The 22,827-nt window shown below is 61.9% G+C and carries 19 protein-coding genes and 1 tRNA gene; 9 read left to right on the top strand and 11 right to left on the bottom strand.

What is annotated here, in order from left to right; translation table 11 throughout:
- Positions 1-26: 26 nt before the first annotated feature.
- The gene (locus OVA07_RS01795) at positions 27-974 is read right to left on the bottom strand and encodes an alpha/beta hydrolase (protein ID WP_268169759.1); all 948 of its coding nucleotides are present in this window, start codon (positions 972-974) and stop codon (positions 27-29) included.
- 226 nt (positions 975-1,200) lie between these two features.
- On the opposite strand from OVA07_RS01795, the gene OVA07_RS01800 reads away from it, so the two are divergent.
- From OVA07_RS01800 to OVA07_RS01820, 5 genes are all read left to right on the top strand, one after another.
- The gene (locus tag OVA07_RS01800; protein ID WP_268169760.1) at positions 1,201-2,490 is read left to right on the top strand and encodes an adenylosuccinate synthase; all 1,290 of its coding nucleotides are present in this window, start codon (positions 1,201-1,203) and stop codon (positions 2,488-2,490) included.
- Between the two features lie 43 nt (positions 2,491-2,533).
- Positions 2,534-3,043: a L,D-transpeptidase family protein gene (locus OVA07_RS01805; RefSeq protein WP_268169761.1), complete on the top strand. Its 510-nt coding sequence runs from the start codon at positions 2,534-2,536 to the stop codon at positions 3,041-3,043.
- An 86-nt stretch (positions 3,044-3,129) separates the two neighbouring features.
- Positions 3,130-4,194 (top strand): MarR family transcriptional regulator, encoded by a 1,065-nt coding sequence (locus OVA07_RS01810; RefSeq protein WP_268169762.1) that lies wholly within the window; start codon positions 3,130-3,132, stop codon positions 4,192-4,194.
- Between the two features lie 324 nt (positions 4,195-4,518).
- On the top strand, positions 4,519-5,238 hold the full coding sequence (locus tag OVA07_RS01815) for a cupin domain-containing protein (RefSeq protein ID WP_268169763.1): 720 nt from the start codon (positions 4,519-4,521) through the stop codon (positions 5,236-5,238).
- A 577-nt stretch (positions 5,239-5,815) separates the two neighbouring features.
- On the top strand, positions 5,816-7,483 hold the full coding sequence (locus tag OVA07_RS01820; protein WP_268169764.1) for a family 43 glycosylhydrolase: 1,668 nt from the start codon (positions 5,816-5,818) through the stop codon (positions 7,481-7,483).
- Positions 7,484-7,521: 38 nt separating this feature from the next.
- Here the strand turns inward: OVA07_RS01820 and OVA07_RS01825 are convergent, their stop codons facing one another.
- From OVA07_RS01825 to OVA07_RS01835, 3 genes are all read right to left on the bottom strand, one after another.
- On the bottom strand, positions 7,522-8,181 hold the full coding sequence (locus tag OVA07_RS01825; RefSeq protein ID WP_268169765.1) for an SCO family protein: 660 nt from the start codon (positions 8,179-8,181) through the stop codon (positions 7,522-7,524).
- 85 nt (positions 8,182-8,266) lie between these two features.
- On the bottom strand, positions 8,267-9,808 hold the full coding sequence (locus tag OVA07_RS01830; RefSeq protein WP_268169766.1) for a DUF4139 domain-containing protein: 1,542 nt from the start codon (positions 9,806-9,808) through the stop codon (positions 8,267-8,269).
- Positions 9,809-9,816: 8 nt separating this feature from the next.
- The gene (locus OVA07_RS01835; protein WP_268169767.1) at positions 9,817-11,307 is read right to left on the bottom strand and encodes a DUF4139 domain-containing protein; all 1,491 of its coding nucleotides are present in this window, start codon (positions 11,305-11,307) and stop codon (positions 9,817-9,819) included.
- A 105-nt stretch (positions 11,308-11,412) separates the two neighbouring features.
- Between OVA07_RS01835 and OVA07_RS01840 the strand changes: the two genes are divergently transcribed.
- The 3 genes from OVA07_RS01840 to OVA07_RS01850 all read left to right on the top strand — a co-directional run bounded on the left by OVA07_RS01840 (position 11,413) and on the right by OVA07_RS01850 (position 14,067).
- A complete protein-coding gene (locus tag OVA07_RS01840) occupies positions 11,413-13,161 on the top strand; it encodes a cation:proton antiporter domain-containing protein (RefSeq protein ID WP_268172587.1) in 1,749 nt (582 codons plus the stop codon).
- 70 nt (positions 13,162-13,231) lie between these two features.
- Positions 13,232-13,307 (top strand) — tRNA-Val (locus OVA07_RS01845).
- Positions 13,308-13,386: 79 nt separating this feature from the next.
- The gene (locus tag OVA07_RS01850; RefSeq protein WP_268169768.1) at positions 13,387-14,067 is read left to right on the top strand and encodes an extensin family protein; all 681 of its coding nucleotides are present in this window, start codon (positions 13,387-13,389) and stop codon (positions 14,065-14,067) included.
- Between the two features lie 4 nt (positions 14,068-14,071).
- Here OVA07_RS01850 and OVA07_RS01855 read toward each other — a convergent pair whose 3' ends face one another.
- The 5 genes from OVA07_RS01855 to OVA07_RS01875 form a co-directional block, all read right to left on the bottom strand.
- Positions 14,072-14,692, bottom strand: a complete 621-nt coding sequence (locus tag OVA07_RS01855) for a response regulator transcription factor (protein ID WP_268169769.1) — start codon at positions 14,690-14,692, stop codon at positions 14,072-14,074.
- 258 nt (positions 14,693-14,950) lie between these two features.
- Positions 14,951-15,715 (bottom strand): proteasome-type protease, encoded by a 765-nt coding sequence (locus OVA07_RS01860; RefSeq protein WP_268169770.1) that lies wholly within the window; start codon positions 15,713-15,715, stop codon positions 14,951-14,953.
- 88 nt (positions 15,716-15,803) lie between these two features.
- Positions 15,804-16,616 (bottom strand): transglutaminase family protein, encoded by an 813-nt coding sequence (locus tag OVA07_RS01865; RefSeq protein WP_268169771.1) that lies wholly within the window; start codon positions 16,614-16,616, stop codon positions 15,804-15,806.
- 11 nt (positions 16,617-16,627) lie between these two features.
- Positions 16,628-17,575 carry an alpha-E domain-containing protein gene (locus OVA07_RS01870; protein WP_268169772.1) on the bottom strand — a complete coding sequence of 316 codons (948 nt, stop codon included), beginning with the start codon at positions 17,573-17,575 and terminating at the stop codon, positions 16,628-16,630.
- Positions 17,575-19,008: a circularly permuted type 2 ATP-grasp protein gene (locus OVA07_RS01875; protein ID WP_268169773.1), complete on the bottom strand. Its 1,434-nt coding sequence runs from the start codon at positions 19,006-19,008 to the stop codon at positions 17,575-17,577. The genes OVA07_RS01870 and OVA07_RS01875 overlap by 1 nt, the downstream gene beginning before the upstream one ends.
- Positions 19,009-19,194: 186 nt before the next feature.
- Here OVA07_RS01875 and OVA07_RS01880 point away from each other — a divergent pair, with 186 nt between their 5' ends.
- Positions 19,195-21,249, top strand: coding sequence for a molybdopterin oxidoreductase family protein (locus OVA07_RS01880; RefSeq protein ID WP_268169774.1), 2,055 nt, complete (start codon positions 19,195-19,197; stop codon positions 21,247-21,249).
- Between the two features lie 26 nt (positions 21,250-21,275).
- Here the strand turns inward: OVA07_RS01880 and OVA07_RS01885 are convergent, their stop codons facing one another.
- Together OVA07_RS01885 and OVA07_RS01890 are read right to left on the bottom strand one after the other, a co-directional pair.
- Positions 21,276-22,088, bottom strand: a complete 813-nt coding sequence (locus tag OVA07_RS01885) for an esterase/lipase family protein (RefSeq protein WP_442789660.1) — start codon at positions 22,086-22,088, stop codon at positions 21,276-21,278.
- 121 nt (positions 22,089-22,209) lie between these two features.
- Entirely contained in the window at positions 22,210-22,761 is a 552-nt protein-coding gene (locus tag OVA07_RS01890) for a DUF3617 domain-containing protein (RefSeq protein WP_268169776.1), read from the bottom strand.
- Between the last annotated feature and the right edge of the window lie 66 nt (positions 22,762-22,827).

Below are 22,827 nucleotides of genomic sequence, written 5' to 3' on the forward strand. Positions count from 1 at the left end.
ATAGCGCTTGTAGGCCGAAACAGACATCACCGCTCTGCCAGGTTCACACCCCCAAACACCCCCTTCAACCAGGCATCCATCACCGGTGTCGCCGCATAGTCCGGCTCGCCCAGCTTGCGGTTGATCTCGGCATGGCCCTGCAGACCCTTGCCCGGAAAGCTGCCCACTTCCACGCGCGATCCGCCGTGCGTTAGAGCCGACGCCAGTTCATTGGCCTGCGCCACGCCATCTTCGCGCTGCACATGCAGCAGCAGAAAGCGCGGCGCGTTGGGGGCGGCGGCGTGGAACGTGGGCGAAAGCGCCTTTTGCCGCGCCGGATCGGTGCCGAAGGCCTGCTTGTAGGTGTCGCTCATGAACCGCCCCGCCTGCGCCATCTGTTTGGGCACATCATAGGCCGCGCCGTCATTCGGCATCACGCCATCGATATCGGCGAACGATAGCCCCGCCTTGCGCAGATACTGCTCATCCGTGCCCACCAGCGCGACCAGATGCGCGCCCGCGCTGTGCCCGGTGATGACCACGCGGCCGCGGTCGATGCCCAACTTTTCGGCCTGCGCCAGCACCGTGGCCAGCGCTTGCGCCACGTCCGTCGCCTGTTGTTCAACGCTGGCCGCAGGGACCAGACGATAGTTGATCGAGGCGAAGGCATAACCCTGCCCCACCAGATGTCCCGGCAGGGCATTGCCCATCGCGGTGTCCTTGCTCCCTCGCTTCCACCCGCCGCCGTGGACATAAAGCACCAGTGGCGCGTTGCGCGCACCCTTGGGCACCCACAGATCCATGACCTGAAGCGGATCGGTGCCATAGCTGATGGTCTGTGCGCCGGGCGCGCGTTTCTGCCCGCTCTGCTCCTGCGCCCGTTGTTCAGCCCTTTCAGCCATGCGTTCGCGCAGGCGCTGGCCCATCTGCGCATCGGCCGCGCCAGCGCCCAACATGGCAAGACACAGCCCGCCTGCAATCCATGCTCTTTTCATCACCCGCACCTCATCGTTCCCCGATGAAGCGAAAGTTGCGCAAGCGGTGCTTTACCCGCGATGAATTGGTCGCAAACACCGTCACACACTTGACTTGACGGGGTATGTGCCCCTAACGCGCGCACCGAAATCACGGGGCGCCCGCCCCGCCTGTTCCATCCCCAACGCCGAGTCCTGTCGAAGGGCGTTTTGCGGATCCGCCTTGGCAGGGTGGAGGAGTATATCCATGGCCAACGTAACCGTAATTGGTGCCCAGTGGGGCGATGAAGGCAAAGGCAAGATCGTTGACTGGCTGGCCAGCCGCGCCGACGCCGTCGTCCGTTTTCAGGGCGGCCATAACGCAGGCCACACGCTGGTCGTGGGCGAACAGGTTTACAAGCTTTCGCTGCTGCCTTCGGGCATCGTCACCGGCACGCTTTCGATCATCGGCAACGGCGTGGTGCTCGATCCGTGGGCGCTGAAGGCTGAAATCGAAAAGCTGACCGGCCAAGGCGTTGCCATCAATGCCGAAAACTTTGCCATTGCCGACAATTGCCCGCTGATCCTGCCGCTGCACCGCGATCTGGACGGCCTGCGTGAACAGGCCGCCGGTTCGGGCAAGATCGGCACCACCGGTCGCGGTATTGGCCCTGCCTATGAAGACAAGGTTGGCCGCCGCGCCATCCGCGTGTGCGATCTTGCGCATCTTGACGCGCTGGATGCGCAGCTTGACCGGCTGTGCGCCCACCACGACGCGCTGCGCGCGGGCTTTGGCCAGCCGCCGGTGGATCGTGAGGCATTGCTGACAGAATTGCGCGAAATCGCGCCCTATGTTCTCCAGTTTGCCCAGCCCGTGTGGAAGCGCCTGAACCAGGTGCGCAAAGCGGGCGCGCGCATTCTGTTCGAAGGTGCGCAGGGTGTGCTGCTGGACGTTGACCACGGCACTTATCCGTTCGTCACCTCGTCCAACACCGTTTCGGGCACCGCGGCATCGGGTTCGGGCCTTGGGCCCAGCTCAACCGGCTTCGTGCTGGGCATCGTCAAGGCCTATACCACCCGCGTCGGTTCCGGCCCCTTCCCCACCGAACTGGAAGACGAAACCGGCCAGCGTCTGGGCGAACGTGGCCATGAATTTGGCACCGTCACCGGCCGCAAGCGCCGCTGTGGCTGGTTCGACGCCGTGCTGGTGCGCCAGTCCTGCGCCATTTCGGGCGTGACCGGCATTGCGCTGACCAAGCTCGACGTGCTGGACGGCTTTGAAAAGGTGAAGATCTGCACCGGCTATCGCCTGCGTGGAAAGGTGCTGGATTACTTCCCCGCCCACGCCGCCGATCAGGCCGAGGTCGAACCGATCTACGAAGAAATGGACGGTTGGGTCGGCACCACTGCCGGCGCGCGTTCGTGGGCCGATCTGCCCGCACAGGCGATCAAGTATATCCAACGCGTGCAGGAATTGATCGAAACGCCCGTCGCGCTGGTTTCGACCAGCCCTGAACGCGAAGATACCATCCTCGTGCGCGATCCGTTCGTCGACTGAAATGGGCCTGCGCCGCCGCCCCCAGTTAATTCTGAGGGCACTGATGCTTGGCGGCGGCGCGGCGCTTGGTCTGGCCAGCGTGTTCTGGCCCGACGGCGCAGTTCCGGCCCGCGCGCAGGACATCCGTGCCGAAGATGTGGCCAGTGTGCGCGTGGAAAAGTCTGCCCGCCGCCTTTTGTTGCTTGATGGGCAAGACCGCATATTGCGCGAATATTCGGGCATTCAGCTTGGCGATGCGCCCGTGGGGCACAAGCAGTTTGAAGGTGACGAACGCACGCCCGAAGGCCGCTATGTGATCGACCATGGCAACCCGGCCAGCGCTTATCACCTGTCGCTTCACATATCCTATCCCAACGCGCGTGACCGTGCCTTTGCCGAGTCGCGCGGGCGTTCACCGGGCGGGCAGATTTTCATTCACGGTCAGCCCAATGGATTACCGGCAGGAAAATTGCCGGGCGACTGGACCGATGGCTGCATTGCCCTGTCCAACGCAGAAATCGAACAATTGTGGTCACTTGTGGGCGATGGCACGCCAATAGAGATTACGCCTTGATCCAAAACCGAGGTAAACGGCCTTGACCCAATCCGGGTTTGTTCCACTCATGTTCGCATAAGTGGAACGCCTAAGGAGAAGGTCATATGGGGCAGACCGTGGCACAGTTCGAATATGGGGCTGATAATATGCCCCCGGATGATGTCGCCCTGCTGCGCCCGCATTCGCCGCTGGCCTGCGCGATCTTTGCCGACCGCGGCTATGTTCGGGCGGAAATGGCAGAAGATGCCGCCGCGGCAGGGTTGCGGGTGGCGCGCACAGGCATGCTTGAAGCGCTGGCCGACCCGGCATCGGACCATCACAAGTTGCTGGGTGATATCGTGCTTGTCGATTGCCCCGTGGCTGAAGGCGCTGATCTGGCCGCACTGGCGCGGTTGGATCAATACGCCGCGCAAAGTGGAACACAGCTTGTCGTTTCGACCAGCATTGGATCGCTGGATGATGTGTTCGGCTGCCTCGATCAGTCAGATGCGCAAATTCTGGTCAGCCCCAGCCGGGCGGACCGGGTGATCGCACTGGGACAGGTGCTAACCGGCGGAACCGCTCGCGTGCGCGAACTTTCCGACCATGATCGCATGTCCATCATTCACCTGACCCAGCAGGTCAGTCAGATTGCGCAAAAGCTGGAGCGACTGTCAGGCGATGCAGGCAGCGCACCTTTTTCGGGCGATTTCACGCCATCGGCCCGTGTGGGCGAAGGATCGGCCTTTGCCTTTGACGGCGATGGTGCGCGCGACCCTGCCAGCCAGCGGCTTGTCAACCCGCACGCTTCGGGTGCCCCTGCCGCACGGCGGGCCCGCCCGCCATTGCCCGATCCGCGTCTCGTGCGCAAAATCGTGCGCCAGCGCCAGAAGCGGGCGCGCTTCTTTGAAGGGGAACTGTTTGCCGACCCGGCTTGGGACATGTTGCTCGATCTCACCGCCGCACGCGCCGAACACAAGCGGGTTTCGGTCACTTCGCTGTGCATTGCATCGGGCGTGCCCCCCACCACCGCGCTACGCTGGATCGGGCAGATGAGCGATGCGGGCCTGTTCTGCCGGGCCGAAGATGAAACCGACCGGCGCCGCGCCTTCATCACCCTGTCAGACAAGGCGGCAGATGGCATGGCGCAATATTTTGCCGAGATCGGGAGAGATATTCTGGCGCTGTAGTACGCTTCGCCATCAGCCATCCGGTTGGCATCATGCCCCGGATAGTTGCGCGCCCGGCCTGCCTCCTGGCCGGGCGCGACCCTTCTGGTCATTCGCTTTTTCAGCAAACCTGAACGACCTCTAAACCTACATGAACGGCCGCAAGGGGCGTTTAGCCCTGCGTTCCAGCCGCATGTAGCAGTCCTGAGCCGCCGCTGGCGAACAGTCCTGCCGCCAACACCGCGCTGGGCAGAAAATAGTGCCGTGATGGCAGGCAACTCGCCAGAATATCCGTCGTGGGGCGTGCCAAGGATGCGTCCACGTTCCATCACACTTGGAAGCATCATGACCGAAGCCGCGCAGACCGTCCGCTCTTTCATAGACCTGCGCGCATTTGCCGCAGGAACCGATCTTCTGGCCGCTGAGGGGGATGGTGCATGGGCCACCAACCGCCGCGATCTGTCACTCGCCCCAGGCCCGGTTACCGTATCGGTGCTGCGTCTTTCGGGCGAAGGTGCGCAGGCCGCGTTGGTGGCGGATGAATTTGCCATTGTGCTGGATGGTGAACTGCAAATTGCCACAGACGCTGCCGTGCTGAATGTGACGGCCGGACGCAGTGCGGTGATCCCTGCCGGGCAGGCGTTTGGCTGGACAGCACGGATGGCGACTACGGTAGTCGTGATGCGCTGTGCCAGCGGGCCTGCGGGGGCGGAGCAGATCGTGCCGATTGATGAAAGCGCAGCACTTGTGCCCTCTGGCGCGCCGCTAGCCGAATTGCTGGTGGGGCCAACGCCATCATGCCGCAACTTTACCGATTATCGGTCCGACAATGGTGAATTCGTGTGCGGCACATGGGATTCCACACCCTATCATCGCCGCGCCATGCGCTATGGCCACTTTGAGTTGATGCACCTGTTGCAAGGCGCGGTAACTTTTGTCGACGGCGCCGGGCGCGAGGCGACTTTTGCCGAAGGCGATGTGTTTCTGGTGGAACAGGCTGCGGAATGTTCATGGGAAAGCCGCGTCCATGTAAAAAAGGTCTATGCGATCTACCGCCCGGCGTAGCGGCCCGGTGTGCGCCAGATCCTGACAATCACTTGCTTCAATCGAGCGCGATAAAGCGGTCTGTGGTTACCCCATGACCCAAGGCCATTTTTAGCATGAACGAATCGTGTCAGAGCCTGTCAATCGCACCATGGCAGTTGGGGCAATATGGCCGGATGCAGGAAAGAAAAGCGCAAGGTCCGCTGTAATGGTGTGATTGAAACATAAGGCTCCAAGGCGATGTCGTTAAAAAATCAACATCAGGCGTGGCCTCCATTCCTCCGCGTCTGAGCCGCACGATATTGATTTAGCGCGCTGTCTTTCGCCAATTTGCGTTGTTCAGTGCCATTACCTTCGGGACCGATGGTGAATGGCTTCCCGATTTTCGACTGACCCACAGCAACTTTCTGGCGAGCAGAACATGTTCTGGACCGGCTGGCAGACACTACGCTGTTCATCATTTCACTCGGCCACAAACACGCCGCTGAGAAAATGGCGCGCTGCGGCGATGCCGAATTCGCCTAAGCGCCGCTCATTCCTGCTTGCTTTTGCGGCGCATCAAAATTAGATTCCGTGTTCTAAAAATTGGAGAGCGTGCGTGGAATCTCGTAGAGCGGCGTTGAAGCTGGCGGTTGCCGGGGCATTTGCAGCGTCCGGCGGGGCGGTGGGCGCAACTTCTGGCCGTAAAGCGAAACCGCACGCACCTTCACTTCCGGGACAGAGTGCACAAAGGGCGGCAGGGCATGTGTGGCGGCCCGGATTTGAAGGCCAGCGCAAGGCAGACCTTGGTGATGGGCGTTACCTGAACCCCGTGCTGTCGGGCGACTATCCCGATCCGTCAGTCCTGAAAGACGGCGACGATTATTACATGACGCATTCGTCGTTCGATTCCGCGCCAGGCCTGCTGATCTGGCATTCGCGCGATTTGGTGAACTGGCGCCCCCTGGGGCCTGCGCTGGCAAAGCCGCTGGGCACTGTATTTGCCGTGGACATCGCCAAGCACGATGGCCGCTACTTCATCTATATCCCGTTTATGAAAGCGCCGTGGTCAACGCTGCCCAGCTTTGCCAACACTTACGTCATTCACGCACCTTCGATGGAAGGACCGTGGAGCGACCCGATCGATCTCAAGGTCGGTGGTCTGATCGATCCTGGTCATATCGTGGGTGAGGACGGGCACCGCTATCTTTTCTTCAACGACGGCAAGCGCGTTCGGCTGACGCCGGATGGCCTTGCAACCGCAGGTCCGGTGGAAACTGCCTACAAGGCGTGGCGCTATCCTGACGACTGGATCACCGAAGCCCATTCGCCCGAAGGGCCGAAGCTGTTCCAGCGCGGCGAATACTTCTATCTTGTCAACGCAGTTGGCGGCACCAGTGGGCCGGCGACGGGCCACATGATCGTCGCCGCACGATCCCGGTCAATCCACGGACCTTGGGAAGACTGCCCGCACAACCCGATCCAGCGCACATTGTCACGCGACGAAATGTGGTGGTCGCGCGGCCATGCGACCTGTGTCGAAGGCCCCGGCGGACAGTGGCACATGGTCTATCACGGTTACGAAAACGGGTATCAGACGCTGGGACGGCAAACCCTGCTGGAGCCCATCGAGTGGACCGCTGATGGCTGGTTTCGCGCTAAGGGCGGGGATTTGTCAGCACCGCTGCGCAAGGCCGGATCAGCGACAGGCGACGACGCTATTGTCCATGGCATGCCGCATTCGGATGCGTTCACGGATAACCGGTTGGGCAGTCTGTGGGGGCTTTACGGAAGCCCACCTGCCGACACCGCACGGATTGCGATTGGCGGTGGCGCTCTTGCCCTGACCGCCAAGGGCAACGGGCCTGCCGATGGCGTCGTGCTGACCCAGCAGGTTGGCGACCGCGCCTATGAAGTGACGGTCGAACTGGAACTGGTCGGAAGCACCACCGGCGGGCTGCTGCTGTTCTTCGATGATCGGCTGTTTCTGGGCATGGGCATCGATGGCGACCGAATGACCACATATCGCGGCGGCAAGGCATCCTACTGGCCGGAACCGGCCCCCGCATCGCGCAAGATGCACATGCGTATCACCAATCAAGACCAGATCGTGACCTTCTATTACAGCCTCGATGGACAAGCCTGGACCCGCCACGAAGTTCGCAGCGAAGTTTCAGGCTATAACGCCAACACCGTGGACAACCTGCTCAGCCTGCGCCCGGCGCTTTTCGCGTGCGGCGAAGGCCGCGTGGTGTTCCGCAATTTCCGGTATCGCGCCTTGGCATAACCGGCATTTACCCGGCCAGTGCGCGGTTGCGGGCTGGATCAGCGTGAAACCGCGCGGGTCAGCAGGGGCACAGCTCCTGCCTCGGCCCGCTCAATCGGGGCCAGCAGGACTTCGCGCAGTTTGGCCTCGACCCGTGCAGGACTGTCTTCCAGACGGATGGCATCGTAGAACTGGTCTGCGCGGTCATAAACGATGGCACTGCTGGTATGTTCGATGGTGTAACTGCCATCGCGGTTGTTCTGACGACGGGCAAACACCGCAGCGTGATCGGCAACAGAAGCGATCACGTCCGCGCTGCCGGTAAGGCCGATCATGGGCGCGGGAAACTGGCGAGTGAACGCGGCCAGCACTTCGGGGCCGTCGCGTTCAGGATCGACCGTGATGAACACGATGGGCATGGTGCGGGCCGGTGCGCCCAATGCAGCGCGGGCCTTTGCCAGCCGGGCAATCATGGTGCTGCTGATTTCTGGGCGCGCGGTATAGCCGAACACCACAAGATAGGGCTGACCTTTGAAGTTCGCCCGCTTGACCAGCTTTCCATCTGCACCGATCAACTGATAGCGCCCATCATCGTCAACGCTGGTTTCCGGCAGATCGGGCGAGGCCCAAGACCATGCCGCCGCGCCCAACGTGGCGGCAAGCGCCAGCATGAAAGCCGCAGTGAACGCAAGCGCAGGCCCGCGCCGAAAGCGACGCAAAGATTCCAGAACCCTGAAGCCTGACCCCTGCATTACGTTTCGATTAGCAGGGCTTTCATGTTTGTCATCAGCCGTTGTATGCTTTTCATTCCGTGGCGCGCAATTTGTAAGTCCAGATAGCGCTACCGTTAGCCGGCAGCGTTACCGACCATACGGTGCGCCCATCCTTGCGCCCCACTTTGCCCAGCGTGGGCCTTTCGCCACGCACCTGCACCGCAGGATTGGTGGCAAGGCGCGCTTCAAACACGACCGGCACCGGCCGGGCATTGCGCGCGGTAAGCTGGATGGTCTGTGTGTTGCCCTTCTGATCCAGCGTTTCGGCCTCGACCGTGACCTGCGTGGCCTGCGCCAGCATGATTTCCACGTCCTCGCCCTCAGCCCGGTCGGGCAGTCCGCCCTCACCCGCCAGCAACACGGCATCGCCGTGGGGTTCGAACACCGCAACAGGGCCACCGGGCAGCGGCAGGCCAAGCCCTTCTTCCTTGCGGTTGCGGGTGCGCAGCATCTGGCGCACTTCGCCCACGCTATCATGCCACACTTCGGCGCGGTAAAGCGCGTCGAACTTCACGCCCTGCTTTTCAGCCAGCGCCACCTGCTTTTGCGCATTGGCCGCCACGGTGACCGGCACGGGCACGCGATAGAGCTTGAGATCGCCCAACCCTTCCTGCTGGACTGTGACGAGGGCCTTCATCTCCATCCCGCGCCGAGCCTGCCCGGTGACGACGATATCAGCCATTTCGGCCATGGGGGCGGGCGCCATCATCATGGGAGGCGGCGGCGGTGGTGGAGCAGGCGGCGGAACCAGACTGCGCAGGAAACAACGCATGACCAGATCACCGCCGCTGGGCCTGATGCCCTGTTCGCTGTCTTCGCGGTTCACCTCGCCTGCAATCACCGCCGTTTCGGCATCGGCAAAGCTGGTGGAATCGCTGCTGGCCAAGGTCACCCATGCCGAAAGGTCAGCGGTGCGTCCATCAGGGTTCATCCGCACGACATAGTTGGTCTGCCAGTCGAACCCCCATGCGAGATAGGACAGCGAAAGCGTGGCCTTTTGCGCGGTGGGGCTGTCAGTTTCGATCGACAGGGTGGGCCGGGCGGAAAGGTCGGCAGGCGCTTCGGGATAGATCAGCGCGTCGTTGCTACCGCCACAACTGGCGACTTCGAAACCGCTGGCGGTCTGCACAATCGCCGCGCCATCAGGGCCAGAGCGGATCACCGCGCGTTCTTCCTTCACTCCGCCTTTGCCCGGCAGGGTGCGGCGCAGGATGACCGGACGCCCGAACATGCGGGCATAGAGGCTGCGCGGGGATAACAGATCGGCGTCGAGGTTCTTTTCACGCACGCCCGCGGGCATTCCGCTGACAATCGCGCTTTCGGGGAACAGCCCCGCAGCCACGCCTTCAAACCGAATGGTGGCGCGGCCTGCGGGAATTTCGACCGTGCGGGTTTCGGTTATCAGCGCGTAACCTTGCAGCCAGTCGAGATCCATTGCGGTATCGCTGTCACGATCAGGCGCGCGATAGACGCTGACGGCGACGCCTGAAGGAGCGGCGGAGGTGACCACCGCCTGACCGAATGCAGGCACGCCGCTGCCCAGCAGCAGCGCAAAGATGAGCGCGCGGCGCATCGGCGCGATCAGTAGCGTGTGTCGAACTGGACGGTCAGCGTAGCCTCGCCATTGGCGGGGACCGGCACCGCCCATGTGCGTTCATCGGCGGAGCGCTGTTCACCCTTGATGCTTTCGGACGGGACACGGGTGTCATGCCACCAGCCATCAAGGCCCGCCTGCACCACTTCGACGGTGACGGGCGATGCCTTGGCATTGGTGACCTTGTAGGTCATCGTCGTGCGCCAGAAGGTCTTTTCGTCTTCGACCACCACTTCGCGCGGGGTCTGCCCGTTCACGCTGATGCGATAGCGTGCGGTGCGTTCCCATTCGCCGCTGGCGATCTTTTCGCGCTTTTCGACAACGGGTTGCACCTTAACATCAAAGGCTTCGCCGGTTTTCAGCGCAAGACTGGACCCCATGGGGGTGTGGCCGATGGTGTTTTCGCCAATGAACTGGGGCTGGCCGCGTGCATCGCGCATATAGACGCGCACCGTGCCTGCGGGCAGCGCATCGCCAAGGCCGCCTTCGCGCGATGAGGAGAAGCGCAGCACGCTGTCGGCGCTTTGCGGTTCGGTCTGGCTGGAGAGCCAGCCATTGCGGAAGTGATAGGCCTTGGCAGCAGGAGCGCCTGCCACGTCGAGGAAACTGACCTGCTTTTGCTGGGCATTGGCGACGGTGGTGCGGCCTGCGATGGGATAGACGTAAAAATCACCCAGGCTTTCGCGATTGGCGGTTTGGGTGCCGGGGCGGTTGCCGGGCATGATCTGGCGCTGTGGGCGATAGCCCTGATTGCCGTCACCCACCGACCCTGCCACCAGCAGGACTTTGGCCTTGCCGAAGGTAGTGCCGCTGTTGTTGTTGAGCGTGATCCAGCCCTGCACGTCAATCTTGCCCGCCACTTCATCGAACAGGGCGACGTAATCCGCCTTCCAGCCAAAGCCGCGCGACAGATAGCTGAGGGCCACCGGGCGCGCGCCCGGATTGGTGGTGTCGAGCGTGACCGACAGCGTGGGCCGTGCACGCAAGCCAGCGGGCAGGCTGGGGTAGATGACGCGCGCACCATAGCGTTCCAGCACTTCGATCCGGTCCCCGATGCGGACCACGGTGCCATCGTTGTTGGCAAGGATCAGCGCGGATTCGCGGGTTTCAGCCCCGGTGGCGGGATTGGTGCGGACAAGAGTGACGGTCTGACCGACCGATTTGTCCATCAACTTGTCCGGGGTGAGCAGGTCGTAGTCGAAGTTCTGTTCGACGATGCCGGTGCCGCCAGCGTTCAGTGTGACCGTTTCGGGGCGGATCTGTGCAGACACATCGGGAAATTCCTGACGGCTGCGGCCCGTGGGCAGCGCCATTTGCCGCACGTCCTGCACCAGTGCGAGATCGTTGTTATAGATGGTGAGCGAGACGTCGCCCTGTGCTGAAGGGGCCACCGGTGATTGCGCGGCCTGAGCCAGCGCCATATCCGCCGTTGCCACGCCCGGCAGCGCCGCCGCCGCCAGAACCAGAATGCCGCGCATATTTGCCCCTCCACAGTTTCCCGATGGCTAGACTGTCTGTGACGCCAGATCAACGCAGGCTGAACGGCGGTTGCGATGCCGTCATATGCCTTTACAGGTGGGGCCATGGCCGAACATTCATCGATGCTGCGCGACGGGTTCATTCTGCTGGGCTTTGCGCTCGTCTTCGTGCTGGTGTTCCGCAGGCTGGGACTTGGGGCGACGCTGGGCTATTTGCTGGCGGGTGCTGTGGTCGGGCCGCAAGTGCTGGGGCTGGTCGGTGATGCCGAAAGCAAGCTGGGCATTGCCGAACTTGGCATAACACTGCTGCTGTTTCTGGTGGGGCTTGAACTCAATCCGTCGCGGCTGTGGCGGATGAAGCGGGATATTCTGGGCCTTGGCGCGCTGCAGGTGACCATCTGCGGGCTGGCCGTGGCAGCGATGATCTGGCTGACCACAGAATTTTCAGATGCTGCCGCGCTGGCATTGGGCCTGCCGCTGGCGCTTTCTTCGACGGCGCAGGTCTTGCCGATGCTGCAATCGTCAGGGCGGTTGCGCACGCCGTTTGGCGAACGCGCCTTTGCCATGCTGCTGTTTCAGGATCTGTCGATCATCCCGCTGATCACGATCATTTCTGCGATGAGTCGCAACCCGGCGGACGCAGGCGGGCCTCCGGGCTGGCTGCTGACCGTTTACACCGTGCTGGCGCTGGGCGGGCTGATTGCGGGCGGGCGCTTTGTAATCAGGCCGCTGTTCCGCCTGATCGGCAATCTGGGCGAACGCGAGATGTTCGTGGTGGCGGCATTGTTCACGGTGATGGCGTCCGCTGCAGTGATGGAAGTGCTGGGCCTGTCCACTGCGCTGGGGGCTTTCGTGGCAGGCGTGATGCTGGCCGACAGCCCCTATCGGCATGAGCTGGAAGCCGATGTCGAGCCGTTCCGGTCGATCCTGCTGGGGCTGTTCTTCCTGGCCGTAGGCATGATGCTGAACCTGCACACCATTGCCGAAAGGCCGCTGTTCGTGGCGGGCATGGCGCTGATGCTGATCACGGTGAAGGCGGCGGTGATATTCGGCATCGGCATGGCGTTTGGCATGGCGTGGCGCGGCGCGCTGGCGCTGGGCCTGTTGCTGAGTCAGGGCGGCGAATTCGGCTTTGTGCTGTTTGCACAGGCACAGCAGGCCCTGCTGATCGCGCCCGATGCGGCCAGTCTGTTCGGCGCGGTTGTGACGCTTTCCATGGCAACCACGCCGTTCCTGATGATGGCCACCAGCCGGTTCCGCAAGGAGGCCGAACAGCCGCAGGGCGAACGCGAGGGGCCACAACCCGATGGCGCGAACGCGATCATCGTCGGCTTCGGCCGGTTTGGCCAAGGCGTGAGCCAGATGCTGCTGGCCAGCAATATCCCGGTGACCATGGTCGACACCGATATCGAGATGATCGACGTGGCGGCAGGATTTGGCGCCAAGGTCTATTTCGGGGACGGCACCCGGCTTGACCTGCTGCGACAGGCCGGAGCGGCAGATGCTGAGATGATTTTCTTCTGCATCGACGGCGACCAGATTTCGCCTGACTTTGTGGAAGCGGTGCAGGAAGCCTTCCCCCGCGCGGCGATATATGTCCGCGCGTTTGACCGGCGCGCGCTGATCCGCCTGAAGACCACGCCTGCCAAGGCGGTGGTGCGCGAAGTGCTGGAATCAGCGGTAAAGATGGCGCGAATCGCCCTGCGCGATGCAGGCCTTTCCGAAGAGGCCATCAACCGCGCCGAAGACATGTTCCGCGCCCGTGACAAGGAGCGGCTGAAGCTGCAGGTGGAAGCAGGCGACATCCGCGTGGCGCGCGACCGGATCATTACGCAGCCAGAACCTTCGACCTAGAGTTGGGGCCTAAACTGACTTACCCTGTTGACGCTGGGCGCAATCCCGGCAATAGGCGCGTCACGCACCGGGGCGCTTAGCTCAGTTGGTAGAGCATCTCGTTTACACCGAGAGGGTCGGCGGTTCGAGCCCGTCAGCGCCCACCACTTTTCCCGGTCGCGTTTTTCCAGAACGGTTCGCCGCACAGTTTACCCTTTGATAACCATGGCTTGTAAAGCTGTGGCGATGAAACAGCGTGGCTCCTTTTCGCTGATGACGATACCGGCAGTGCTGGCGCTGTTGCTGACTGGGTGCAGCAGCGGACCGGATTTGCCGCAGCGCAAGCCTTCGCATGGGACAGGGGCATCGATTACCCAATCACCGCAGGGCCGGGCTTGTCTGGCAGGGCTTGGCGCAACCAAGGCGAGTTTCACGCCGCTGGCCGACCAGTATTATGGCGCGGGCTGTTCTGCCCTTGGCGCGGTGAAGCTGGTGTCGCTGATGGGTGATGACGGACGATTGGAAGTTACCAATCTAGGGCCGGTATCGTGCCCCGCCGCATCAGCGCTGCAAGGTTGGGCGCGGTTTGGCGTTGACCGAGCGGCGCGGCAAATTCTGGGCAGCCCACTGGTGCGGGTGGAAACGATGGGCAGCTATTCCTGCCGCACGGTGGCCGGGTCAAACCGGCTTTCAGCCCACGCAGCGGCCAATGCAGTGGACGTGGCAGCGTTTCGTCTGGCCGATGGACGGCGAATCAGCGTGCTGAACGACTGGAATTCATCATCCCCGCAAGTGCGTGCCTTTTTGCGAACAGTGCGCGACAGTGCCTGCAAGCGTTTTGGCACAGTATTAAGTCCCGATTACAATGCAGCGCATCGCAATCACTTCCATCTGGAGCCGGGCGGCCTGAAACCGTTCTGCCGCTGACAGATCAGGCCGCAACGCTATCCAGGCCAGCCGCTTCGATGCGCAGACGCACCGCTTCGGCGGCGTGGCGCGCGCCCAGCTTGCCCATCATTTTCATGCGGTGGATTTCAACGGTGCGCGGGCTGATTTCCAGATCGCGGGCGATCGCCTTATTGCTGCACCCTTCAGCCAGCCGGTCCAGCACTTCACGTTCACGCAAGCTGAGGCGAGAGATGCGCTGACGAGCTTCGGCGGCACGGGCGCGCTGGGCACGAAAGGTATCCGCTTCTCTGGCGGCACATTCGACCGCAGCGTTCAGCGGAGCAATCTGGGTGGGCATGGAAAGATAGTCGAGCGCACCGGCCTTGATCGCGCGGACAACGGCCGTCGTTTCAGGGGTATCTGCGATGGCAATGACCGGCAGCCAGTGCCCGGCCCGCATCATTGCAGCCAGCAACCGGGCGACACCTTCGCCCACGGGTTCATCCTGCGCAAGGATCAGCCCGCCCGACGGAGCGTGGGCCAACAGTTCCTCTGCGTTGGCATAGATTTCAGCATGATGGCCTGCCGCAAAGGCCAGCCGTGCGAGCTGTGCCCGGCGGGCGGAGTCACCATCGACGATGTGGAGTGTTACACGTTCAACCATGAACAGGAGTTAATCACCCACCGTCGCACAAACGCTACTGCCGTTAGCTTCGGAATGAACCGAAACCACAGCCATTCAAGGCAATGCTACACGTTTTTCCTTAGGAGTTTCGCTTCGGGAACGGATCAAATAGCCGTGTGTTGATAAGGGCTTTTGGGCCAAAACAATCGAATGCAGGGCGTGCTGACCCCATTCAACGCATTTTTACCGGTCTGCAATTAACCATTCATACACACATGAATCGCCGATTTACGACTGCTACATCGGCGGAAGCTGTTCACCATTCTGGTCGAAACTGTAATCCGGCAGCGAATGAAAGGCCTGCCGCAAAGCCTCGCTCCAACTTGATGAGATCGATTTGAAGTAGGGGTCACTGGCCGCGATGCGGCGATGGTGAACAGGTTCGAACCTATCACGCTCAAGCACCATAAGATCCAGCGGCAAGCCGACCGAAAGATTGGCGGCGATGGTGGAATCAAATGACACCATCAACAGCTTTACCGCGTCTTCAAAGCTCATCTTCGGATCATAGCCGCGCAACAGGATCGGGCGGCCATACTTTGTCTCGCCGATCTGGAAAAACGGTGTGTCAAAGCTGGCTTCGATGAAGTTACCTTCGGGGTAGATCAGGAACAGACGCGGTTCCATGTCCTTGATCTGGCCGGCCACGATGATTGAGGCGGTGAAACGCGGGCCTTCGCCGCGCATGCCGCCACCCTGCCGCCCTTCGATGACATCGCGCAGCAGATTGCCGACTTGCGTGGCAATCTGGAACATGGTCGGCGCTTCGAGAATGGACGGGCGGCGGTCTTCCGGTGCCTTGTTGCGTTCTTCAAGCTGCGAGATGACCGCCTGTGTGGTGGCAAGGTTGCCTGCGGTCATGATTGCGATCTGGCGCTCGCCCGGAACCGACCAGTGAAACATCTTGCGAAAGACCGAGATGTTGTCGACGCCGGAATTGGTGCGTGTGTCGCTCATCAGCACAAGGCCCCGGTCGAGCACCATTCCCACGCAATACGTCATTTTCCAACCCCGATATGCATTCCGCGCGGATCGACGCGGTATCCGGCAAAGCTGCCGAATCCCCTGCCCCCGTCATCCGCGTTACGCCTTATTGTTCCACACGCTGCTGTTCGACGGCAAGCTTGACGTGCATCGATTCGTCACGCGCGCCATATCGTATGCCGGTGATGGGGGCTGCATCGCGATAATCGCGCCCGGTCGCCACGCGGACATAACGTGCATCGGGACTGATGCCGTTGGAAATATCAAAGCCGACCCAGCCCAGATTTTCGACGAAGGCTTCGGCCCAGGCATGGCCGGCATCCTGCTGCACCCTGTCATCCATCATCAGATAACCGCTGACGTAACGGGCCGGGATGCCCAGTGCGCGGGCCGCGCCGATGAAGACATGGGCGTGATCCTGACAGACGCCGTGGCCCGCCGCCAGCACGCCTTCTGCGGTGGTGGCCGCATCAGTATGGCCGGTAGAATAGGCCACCTTTTCACGCACCAGAGCGGAAAGGCTGTGCAGCGTGGTCAACCGGTTTGCATCTTGCTCAACCGCCGCAACAAGCGCGCGGGTGCGCTGTCCGGCACGGGTGAGATCCGTCGGTTCCATGAACTGCCACATGGGCATGAAGCCCGAATGCTTGCCGATAATGCCGGATTCATCATTGGTATCGACCAGACCGACGCAACGGATCGTCACTTCCTGCACGCCCGGATCGAACGAGATCAGCGAGACATGGTTGCAATTCGGATCATCGTATTCGACCTGAAGTTGCGCCCCTTCGAAATGCATGTTCCATTCCAGTACGCGCTGGCCGGACGACGACTTGGGCCGCAGGCGCAAGCGTTGCAGCCCACGGCTGACCGGGCCGGAGAAGACATAGTGCGTAGTGTGATCGACCGCGAGGCGCATGGGAGAGGTGCCTATTCCATAAAGCGGTAATCGCGCTGGATTTGCAGCGCGAGATGGGTGTTGCAATTGATGAACTTGCCGATGAATTCGTGCAGGCCCTGTTCAAAGATCCCGTCGATGGTGGCGGTGTGAAGCTGGCTGTCGGCATCGCGCAAAATTTCATGCGCGTGCATTTCGCCGCCGTATTCCCGGGCAAGACTGGCAAGGTTCGAACGCAGCTTGGAATAACAGAACGCCAGACTGCGCGGGAAACGCCCGTCAAGGATCAGGAATTCGGCAATGCCGCGCGGGTCCATGCGCCCAGCGTTGAGCCAGCGATAGGCACGTTCCCCCGCAACCGACCGCAGCACGTTTTCCCACTGTACGTTATCCAGGCTGGACCCGACATAGGAGATGGACGGCAGCAGAACGTAATACTTCACGTCAAGGATGCGGGCGGTGTTGTCGGCCCTTTCGATGAAACTGCCGATGCGGGCGAAATTGTAGATTTCGTTGCGCAGCATGGTGCCTTCCATCGCGCCGCGAACTTGCGTGGACTGGCGGCGGACCAGATCGAGCACATCGCCCAGCCGGGTTTCGGGAACCGGGCGGGCCAGCGCCTCTTTCAGCCGCATCCAGCCATCGTTGACCGCTTCCCACACTTCGCGCGTGATCCCGGCCCGAACCATGCGCGCATTGGTGCGCGCATTTTCGATCATCGCCAGCACGCTGCCGGGATTGTCCTTGTCGCGCAGGATATAGTTGAACACATGAGGCCCGGTATATTCGGTGCCAAAGCGCGCTTCGTATCCTGCACGCAGGCCCAGTGTGACCACAAGCGAGCGCCATTCATCCGACGCATCGGAGGCATCGCGGGTAAGCGCCATGCGGAAACCGGCCTCGATCAGGCGGGCGGTGTTCTCCGCCCGTTCAAGATAGCGGAACAGCCAGAAAATGCCGTTTGCAGAGCGTCCTAACATCAGTCGTCCAGTACCCAGCTATCCTTGGTGCCCCCGCCCTGCGACGAGTTGACCACCAGCGATCCCTTTTTCAGCGCGACACGGGTGAGACCGCCCGGCGTGATGTCGATTCCGTTGGGACTGACCAGCACGAAGGGACGCAAGTCGACATGGCGCGGGGCAAGCCCTGCCTTGGTCAGGATCGGCACGGTGGACAGCGACAGCGTAGGCTGGGCGATGTAGTTTTCAGGGCGCGCCCGCAGCTTGGCCTCGAATGCGGCCAGTTCGCGCTTGGACGATGTCGGCCCGATCAACATGCCATACCCACCCGATCCGTGGACTTCCTTCACCACCAGTTCGGCAAGGTTGTCGAGCACGTATTTCAGCGCGTCGGGTTCGGAACAGCGCCAGGTGGGCACATTTTGCAGGATGGGTTTTTCGCCGGTATAGAATTCGACGATTTCGGGCATGAACGAATAGATCGCCTTGTCATCGGCAATACCGGTGCCCGGCGCATTGGCGATGGTGATGCCGCCGCCGCGGTAAACGTCCATGATGCCCGACACGCCCAGCACCGAATTCGGATTGAACATCAGCGGATCGAGGTATTCATCATCGACCCGGCGATAGAGCACGTCGATCGGCTGATAGCCGCGCGTGGTGCGCATGGCGATGCGACCATCTTCCACGCGCAGGTCGCTGCCTTCGACCAGTTCGGCACCCATCTGGTCAGCCAGAAAAGCATGTTCGAAATAGGCCGAATTGTAGATGCCCGGCGTCAGCACCGCGACGACCGGCTTGCTGCCGTTGAAGGCAGGCGGCGCACAAGCGGCAAGGCTGCGCGCAAGACGGCGCGGATAATCCGAAACTTCGCGCACCCGCACGCGGGTGAACAGTTCCGGGAACATCGCCATCATCGTTTCGCGGTTCTCCAGCATATAGGAGACGCCGGAAGGGGTGCGGGCATTGTCTTCCAGCACCATGAAGTCATCTTCGCCGGTGCGGACAAGATCGATGCCGACGATGTGGGTATAAACCCCGCCCGGCGGCGTAAAGCCGACCATTTCAGGCAGGAACGCCTCGTTCCCTTTCAGCAGGCGCGCAGGCAGACGGCCCGAACGGACAATTTCCTGCCGATGATAGAGATCGTGCAGAAAGGCGTTGAGCGCCCTTACCCGCTGTTCAATCCCGCGCTGAAGTTTGCGCCATTGCTGCGCGGTGATGATGCGCGGCACCATGTCGAACGGGATCAGCCGCTCTTCGGCGTCCTCGCTGCCATAGACGTTGAAGGTGATGCCGGTACGGCGGAAAAAGGCCTCTGCCTCAGTCCCTTTGCGGCGCAGTAGATCGGGAGGCTGATCGTCATACCATTGGCGGTATCCGGCATAGGCAGGCCGAACCGAACCATCGGCTTGGAGCATTTCATCATACAACGCGGGCGAGGTTTTTTTCATAGGCAAATCCCGTCAGAAGCCCAAGCTTGCACAACGAACCGGGTTTGCCAAGCGCACTCATGCTGCACTTGCGAAATAAATTGAAACCGGTTTGGCGAAGAGGATTTGACAAGCATTTCCGCTTGCGCGGCGCGCACATGGATGAGAGATTTAATCGATCAACTAAACCAGTTCAGGAGAGAGGCCATGGCGCAAGTCCATCGGCGCACATGCCACATCTGCGAAGCCAATTGCGGCGTTCTGGTGGAAGTGGAGGGCCGCAAGGTTCTGTCGATCCGGGGCGATCCTGATAACCCATTGTCACGCGGGCACATTTGCCCAAAAGGCACCGCGCTGCAAGACTTGCAGGAAGACCCCGACCGGTTGCGCAAACCGCTGAAGCGGGTGGGCGAAACCTGGCAGGAAATCAGCTTTGCGCAGGCCTTTGCCGAGATTGGTGATAAGACCCGTGCGATCCTTGCCCGCGATGCGCAAAGCGCAGCGGTCTATATCGGCAACCCCAATGCGCACAGCTATGGCAACGCGCTGAATGCCGACCACCTGACCAAAGCGCTGCGCACACGGAACAAGTTTTCAGCCAGCACGGTGGACCAGATGCCGCATCAGGTGGCGAATCTGCGGCTGTGGGGGCACGGCACCATGTTCCCGATTCCAGATGTGGACCGGATGCAGACGCTGATCATTCTGGGTGGCAATCCGATGGCGTCCAACGGATCGTTGTGGACCGTGCCCGACTTCAGAGGCCGGGTGAACGAGATGAAAGCACGCGGCGGGCAGTTGATCGTGATCGATCCGCGCCGCACCGAAACCGCGAAGATCGCCGACAAGCACCTGTTCATCCGCCCCGGTGGCGATGTGTTCGCGCTAATCGCACTGTTGAAGGCGGTGTTGGCGCGCAAGCCGTGGCAGCCGACGCAGGGCTTCATCACCGGCATGGATGCGGTGGAAGCGGCACTGGCGCGGTTCGACGCGGAGATTTGCGCAAAGGCCTGCGGGATTGAGGGAAGCGAAATCGACGCGCTGGCCGACGCGCTGACCAGCGGCCCGGCCGCACTCTATGGCCGGATGGGCGTGGCAACGCAGGTTCATGGCACGCTGAATGCCTGGCTGATTTCGCTGATCAACATCGCGGCAGGCCAGCTTGACCGCGAAGGAGGCTGGGTGTTCGGGCGGCCTGCTGTGGATACCGTCAACGTGCTGCCGCCGGGGTCTATCGGCAAGTTCGCCTCGCGCGTGTCGGGCCATCGGTCGGTGCTGGGTGAACTGCCCGCTGCCGCCATGGCCGAAGAGATCGAGACGCCGGGGCCGGGCCAGATCAGAGCGCTGTTCGTGGTGGCGGGGAATCCGGTGCTGTCCACACCCAACGGCACGCGATTGGCCAAGGCGCTGGACGGGCTGGACCTGATGGTGTCCATCGACATCTATCGCAACGCCACCAGCACCCACGCGCATTATATCCTGCCTCCGACCGGCCCGCTGGAGCGGGACCATTACGGGCTGTTCCTGCTGCCCATGGCCGCACGCACGGTGGCGGTCTATTCCCCGCCAACGCTGCCGCAGGAAGAAGGCACGCTGCACGACTGGGAAATCCTGCGCGGACTTGCCCATGCCATCAGCGGCGAAGCGGTGCAGGCCCCGACCCCGCGTGAAGCGCTGGACGGACTGTTGCGCGCAGGGCCATACGGGCTGACGCTGGAACAGGTGGAGGCCCAGCCTTCAGGCATCGACCTTGGGCCGTTGACCGTGGGGCAATTGCCGGAACGGCTGTGCACCCCGGACAAGACCGTGGCCTGCGATGTCGAGGAGTTCATGCAGGCGCTGGAGGCGCTGACATTGCCCGAAGAAGCGCCGGTGGGCGGACTGCGCCTGATCGGGCGACGGCATTTGCGCACCAACAATTCGTGGCTGGCCAACAGCAAGCGGCTGATCAAGGGGCCGGACCGCTGCACCGTGATGATCCACCCTGACGATGCCATCGGACGCGGCATTGCCGATGGCGCGACGGTGACAGTGCGGACCGCCACAGGCAGCATTGCCCTTTGCGCCGAAGTCACCGACGACATGATGCCCGGCACCGTGTCGATCCCGCATGGCTGGGGCCACAACCGGCCCGGCGTAGCGATGAGCAATGCGCTGGGAAGGCCAGGCGTGAGCGTGAATGACATCACACTGAACGCGGTCGATCCATTATCAGGCAACGCTGCGCTGAGCGGAATTGCGGTGGAAGTGGAAGCGGCCTGAACAGTAGAAAGCCAGTCCCAGCCGTCTCAATCCGCCGCGACCAGCCGCCTTACCATATCCGCAACATCGGGATGGGCGGCAAAGCCGAGATGGGTGCAGCGCATGGCAATGGCCAGATCGCGCTCCCCCTTGCGGCCACAAGCCGATCGGGGTGAGACGATGCCGTCGCGCGCGCTCCACAGCGCCACGGTGGGCACAGGCGGCTTTACCGCCATGTCTTGCCCGATCGGCGGCTCGTCCACCGAATGCCCGGCGATAAGCTGATAGGCGCGCCATGCGTTGTTGGCGCGGCGATCGCCGGAAAAGGGCGTGCCCATGGTGATAACCATGCGAACCGCTTCAGGATGGCGACGCGCCACTTCGCGCGCAAAGATGCCACCAAGGCTCCACCCTACCAGCACAAGCGGTTCACCCTGCTTGCGCGCCATGGCCAGCACCCGTTCGCACAAACGATCAAACCGTTCCTCTGTGGGGCCAAAGTTGAAGCCAAGACCCCAGTCGCAAACACGGTGTCCCGCGGCTTCCAGGGCGCGCGCCAGCGGCTTCATCCGCACAGGATGGGTGCCGAAACCGGGCAGCAGCATGACGGCGCGCGAAACCGTATCGGGCGCGGCTGGCGGCGCAACTGGCGCATGAACGCGGGCCTTGCGCGTGGCCTGCCAGTGTTCAACCGGTGTGCGCAATTCACCCAGCAGCCAGTTCAGCCGCGGACCGCGCGCACCATCCGGGCGACGCTGAAATGCCAGACCGCCACGTCGGGCGATCTCTTCACGCCATTCGCCCAGCCGCGCAGAAATCTGCGCTGCACCGGTTGCCACATCGGTTTGTCTGAACATCATCGCCATGGTCTGTGCCCTATCGGCCTAACCGTGGCTGAACGCCAGATATTGGTGATTGTTTCAAATTCGCGTCAAGAATGTGTAATTCTGACAGGAAGCAAACTATCTCCCCCATTCCCACTCAGGACGCCTCATCGCCTTTGCATGCCCCCACATGCTTTGACGTGGCGGCCATTTCGATGTTCATCGCATTGCCATTGGGCGCCTTGCCCTGCATCGTCATGGTCATATCATAATTGTCGGCGCCATATGTGCCGGTCATTGTCATCTTGGCCTCGCCACGGCCTTGCGTGTCCTTATCCTTGCAGGTCATCGCCGCATCGATCTTGCCCCCACCCATGGTGAAGCTGTCATAGCGGCAGTTCTCGTTCTCCTGCCCGAAGAACGAACCGTCCGGCTTCTCCGCCTCTTCCTTGGTCAGGCAGCTTGCGTAAGTGCGGGTCTGACCCATCATTTCGCGCATCGCCTTCTGCGCTTCGGGCGGCATCCCTTCCACTTCGAATTTGGCGAACTTCATGGTCAGTTCCCACCGACCGGGGTTCAGCTTCATGCCCGCGTCCGCCACCGATTTGGCGACTTCAGCAGTGGAAGCGTTCTTCTTTTCAACCGTGGCATCATCACCGCAGGCGGCAAGCGCAAGCGGCAGGATCAGGGCAAAGGTCGACCGGCGCATGGTGCTCTCCTCAAGGCATCGTCCATGCAGGCTAACACCTGACCGACATAGCGCCAGTGCCGCACG

The organism is Novosphingobium sp. SL115 (genome assembly GCF_026672515.1).
In the GTDB taxonomy this organism is placed as follows: domain Bacteria; phylum Pseudomonadota; class Alphaproteobacteria; order Sphingomonadales; family Sphingomonadaceae; genus Novosphingobium.

Excerpts from the sequence above, each read along its gene's own strand:
- OVA07_RS01840 (WP_268172587.1), top strand. The coding sequence starts at position 11,413 with ATGGCCGAACATTCATCGATGCTGCGCGACGGGTTCATTCTGCTGGGC.
- OVA07_RS01880 (WP_268169774.1), top strand. The coding sequence starts at position 19,195 with ATGGCGCAAGTCCATCGGCGCACATGCCACATCTGCGAAGCCAATTGC.
- OVA07_RS01830 (WP_268169766.1), bottom strand. The coding sequence starts at position 9,808 with ATGCGCCGCGCGCTCATCTTTGCGCTGCTGCTGGGCAGCGGCGTGCCT.
- OVA07_RS01890 (WP_268169776.1), bottom strand. The coding sequence starts at position 22,761 with ATGCGCCGGTCGACCTTTGCCCTGATCCTGCCGCTTGCGCTTGCCGCC.
- OVA07_RS01835 (WP_268169767.1), bottom strand. The coding sequence starts at position 11,307 with ATGCGCGGCATTCTGGTTCTGGCGGCGGCGGCGCTGCCGGGCGTGGCA.
- OVA07_RS01865 (WP_268169771.1), bottom strand. The coding sequence starts at position 16,616 with ATGCGCCTCGCGGTCGATCACACTACGCACTATGTCTTCTCCGGCCCG.
- OVA07_RS01795 (WP_268169759.1), bottom strand. The coding sequence starts at position 974 with ATGAAAAGAGCATGGATTGCAGGCGGGCTGTGTCTTGCCATGTTGGGC.
- OVA07_RS01800 (WP_268169760.1), top strand. The coding sequence starts at position 1,201 with ATGGCCAACGTAACCGTAATTGGTGCCCAGTGGGGCGATGAAGGCAAA.
- OVA07_RS01855 (WP_268169769.1), bottom strand. The coding sequence starts at position 14,692 with ATGGTTGAACGTGTAACACTCCACATCGTCGATGGTGACTCCGCCCGC.
- OVA07_RS01850 (WP_268169768.1), top strand. The coding sequence starts at position 13,387 with ATGAAACAGCGTGGCTCCTTTTCGCTGATGACGATACCGGCAGTGCTG.
- OVA07_RS01885 (WP_442789660.1), bottom strand. The coding sequence starts at position 22,088 with ATGATGTTCAGACAAACCGATGTGGCAACCGGTGCAGCGCAGATTTCT.
- OVA07_RS01870 (WP_268169772.1), bottom strand. The coding sequence starts at position 17,575 with ATGTTAGGACGCTCTGCAAACGGCATTTTCTGGCTGTTCCGCTATCTT.
- OVA07_RS01875 (WP_268169773.1), bottom strand. The coding sequence starts at position 19,008 with ATGAAAAAAACCTCGCCCGCGTTGTATGATGAAATGCTCCAAGCCGAT.
- OVA07_RS01805 (WP_268169761.1), top strand. The coding sequence starts at position 2,534 with ATGCTTGGCGGCGGCGCGGCGCTTGGTCTGGCCAGCGTGTTCTGGCCC.
- OVA07_RS01860 (WP_268169770.1), bottom strand. The coding sequence starts at position 15,715 with ATGACGTATTGCGTGGGAATGGTGCTCGACCGGGGCCTTGTGCTGATG.
- OVA07_RS01810 (WP_268169762.1), top strand. The coding sequence starts at position 3,130 with ATGGGGCAGACCGTGGCACAGTTCGAATATGGGGCTGATAATATGCCC.
- OVA07_RS01815 (WP_268169763.1), top strand. The coding sequence starts at position 4,519 with ATGACCGAAGCCGCGCAGACCGTCCGCTCTTTCATAGACCTGCGCGCA.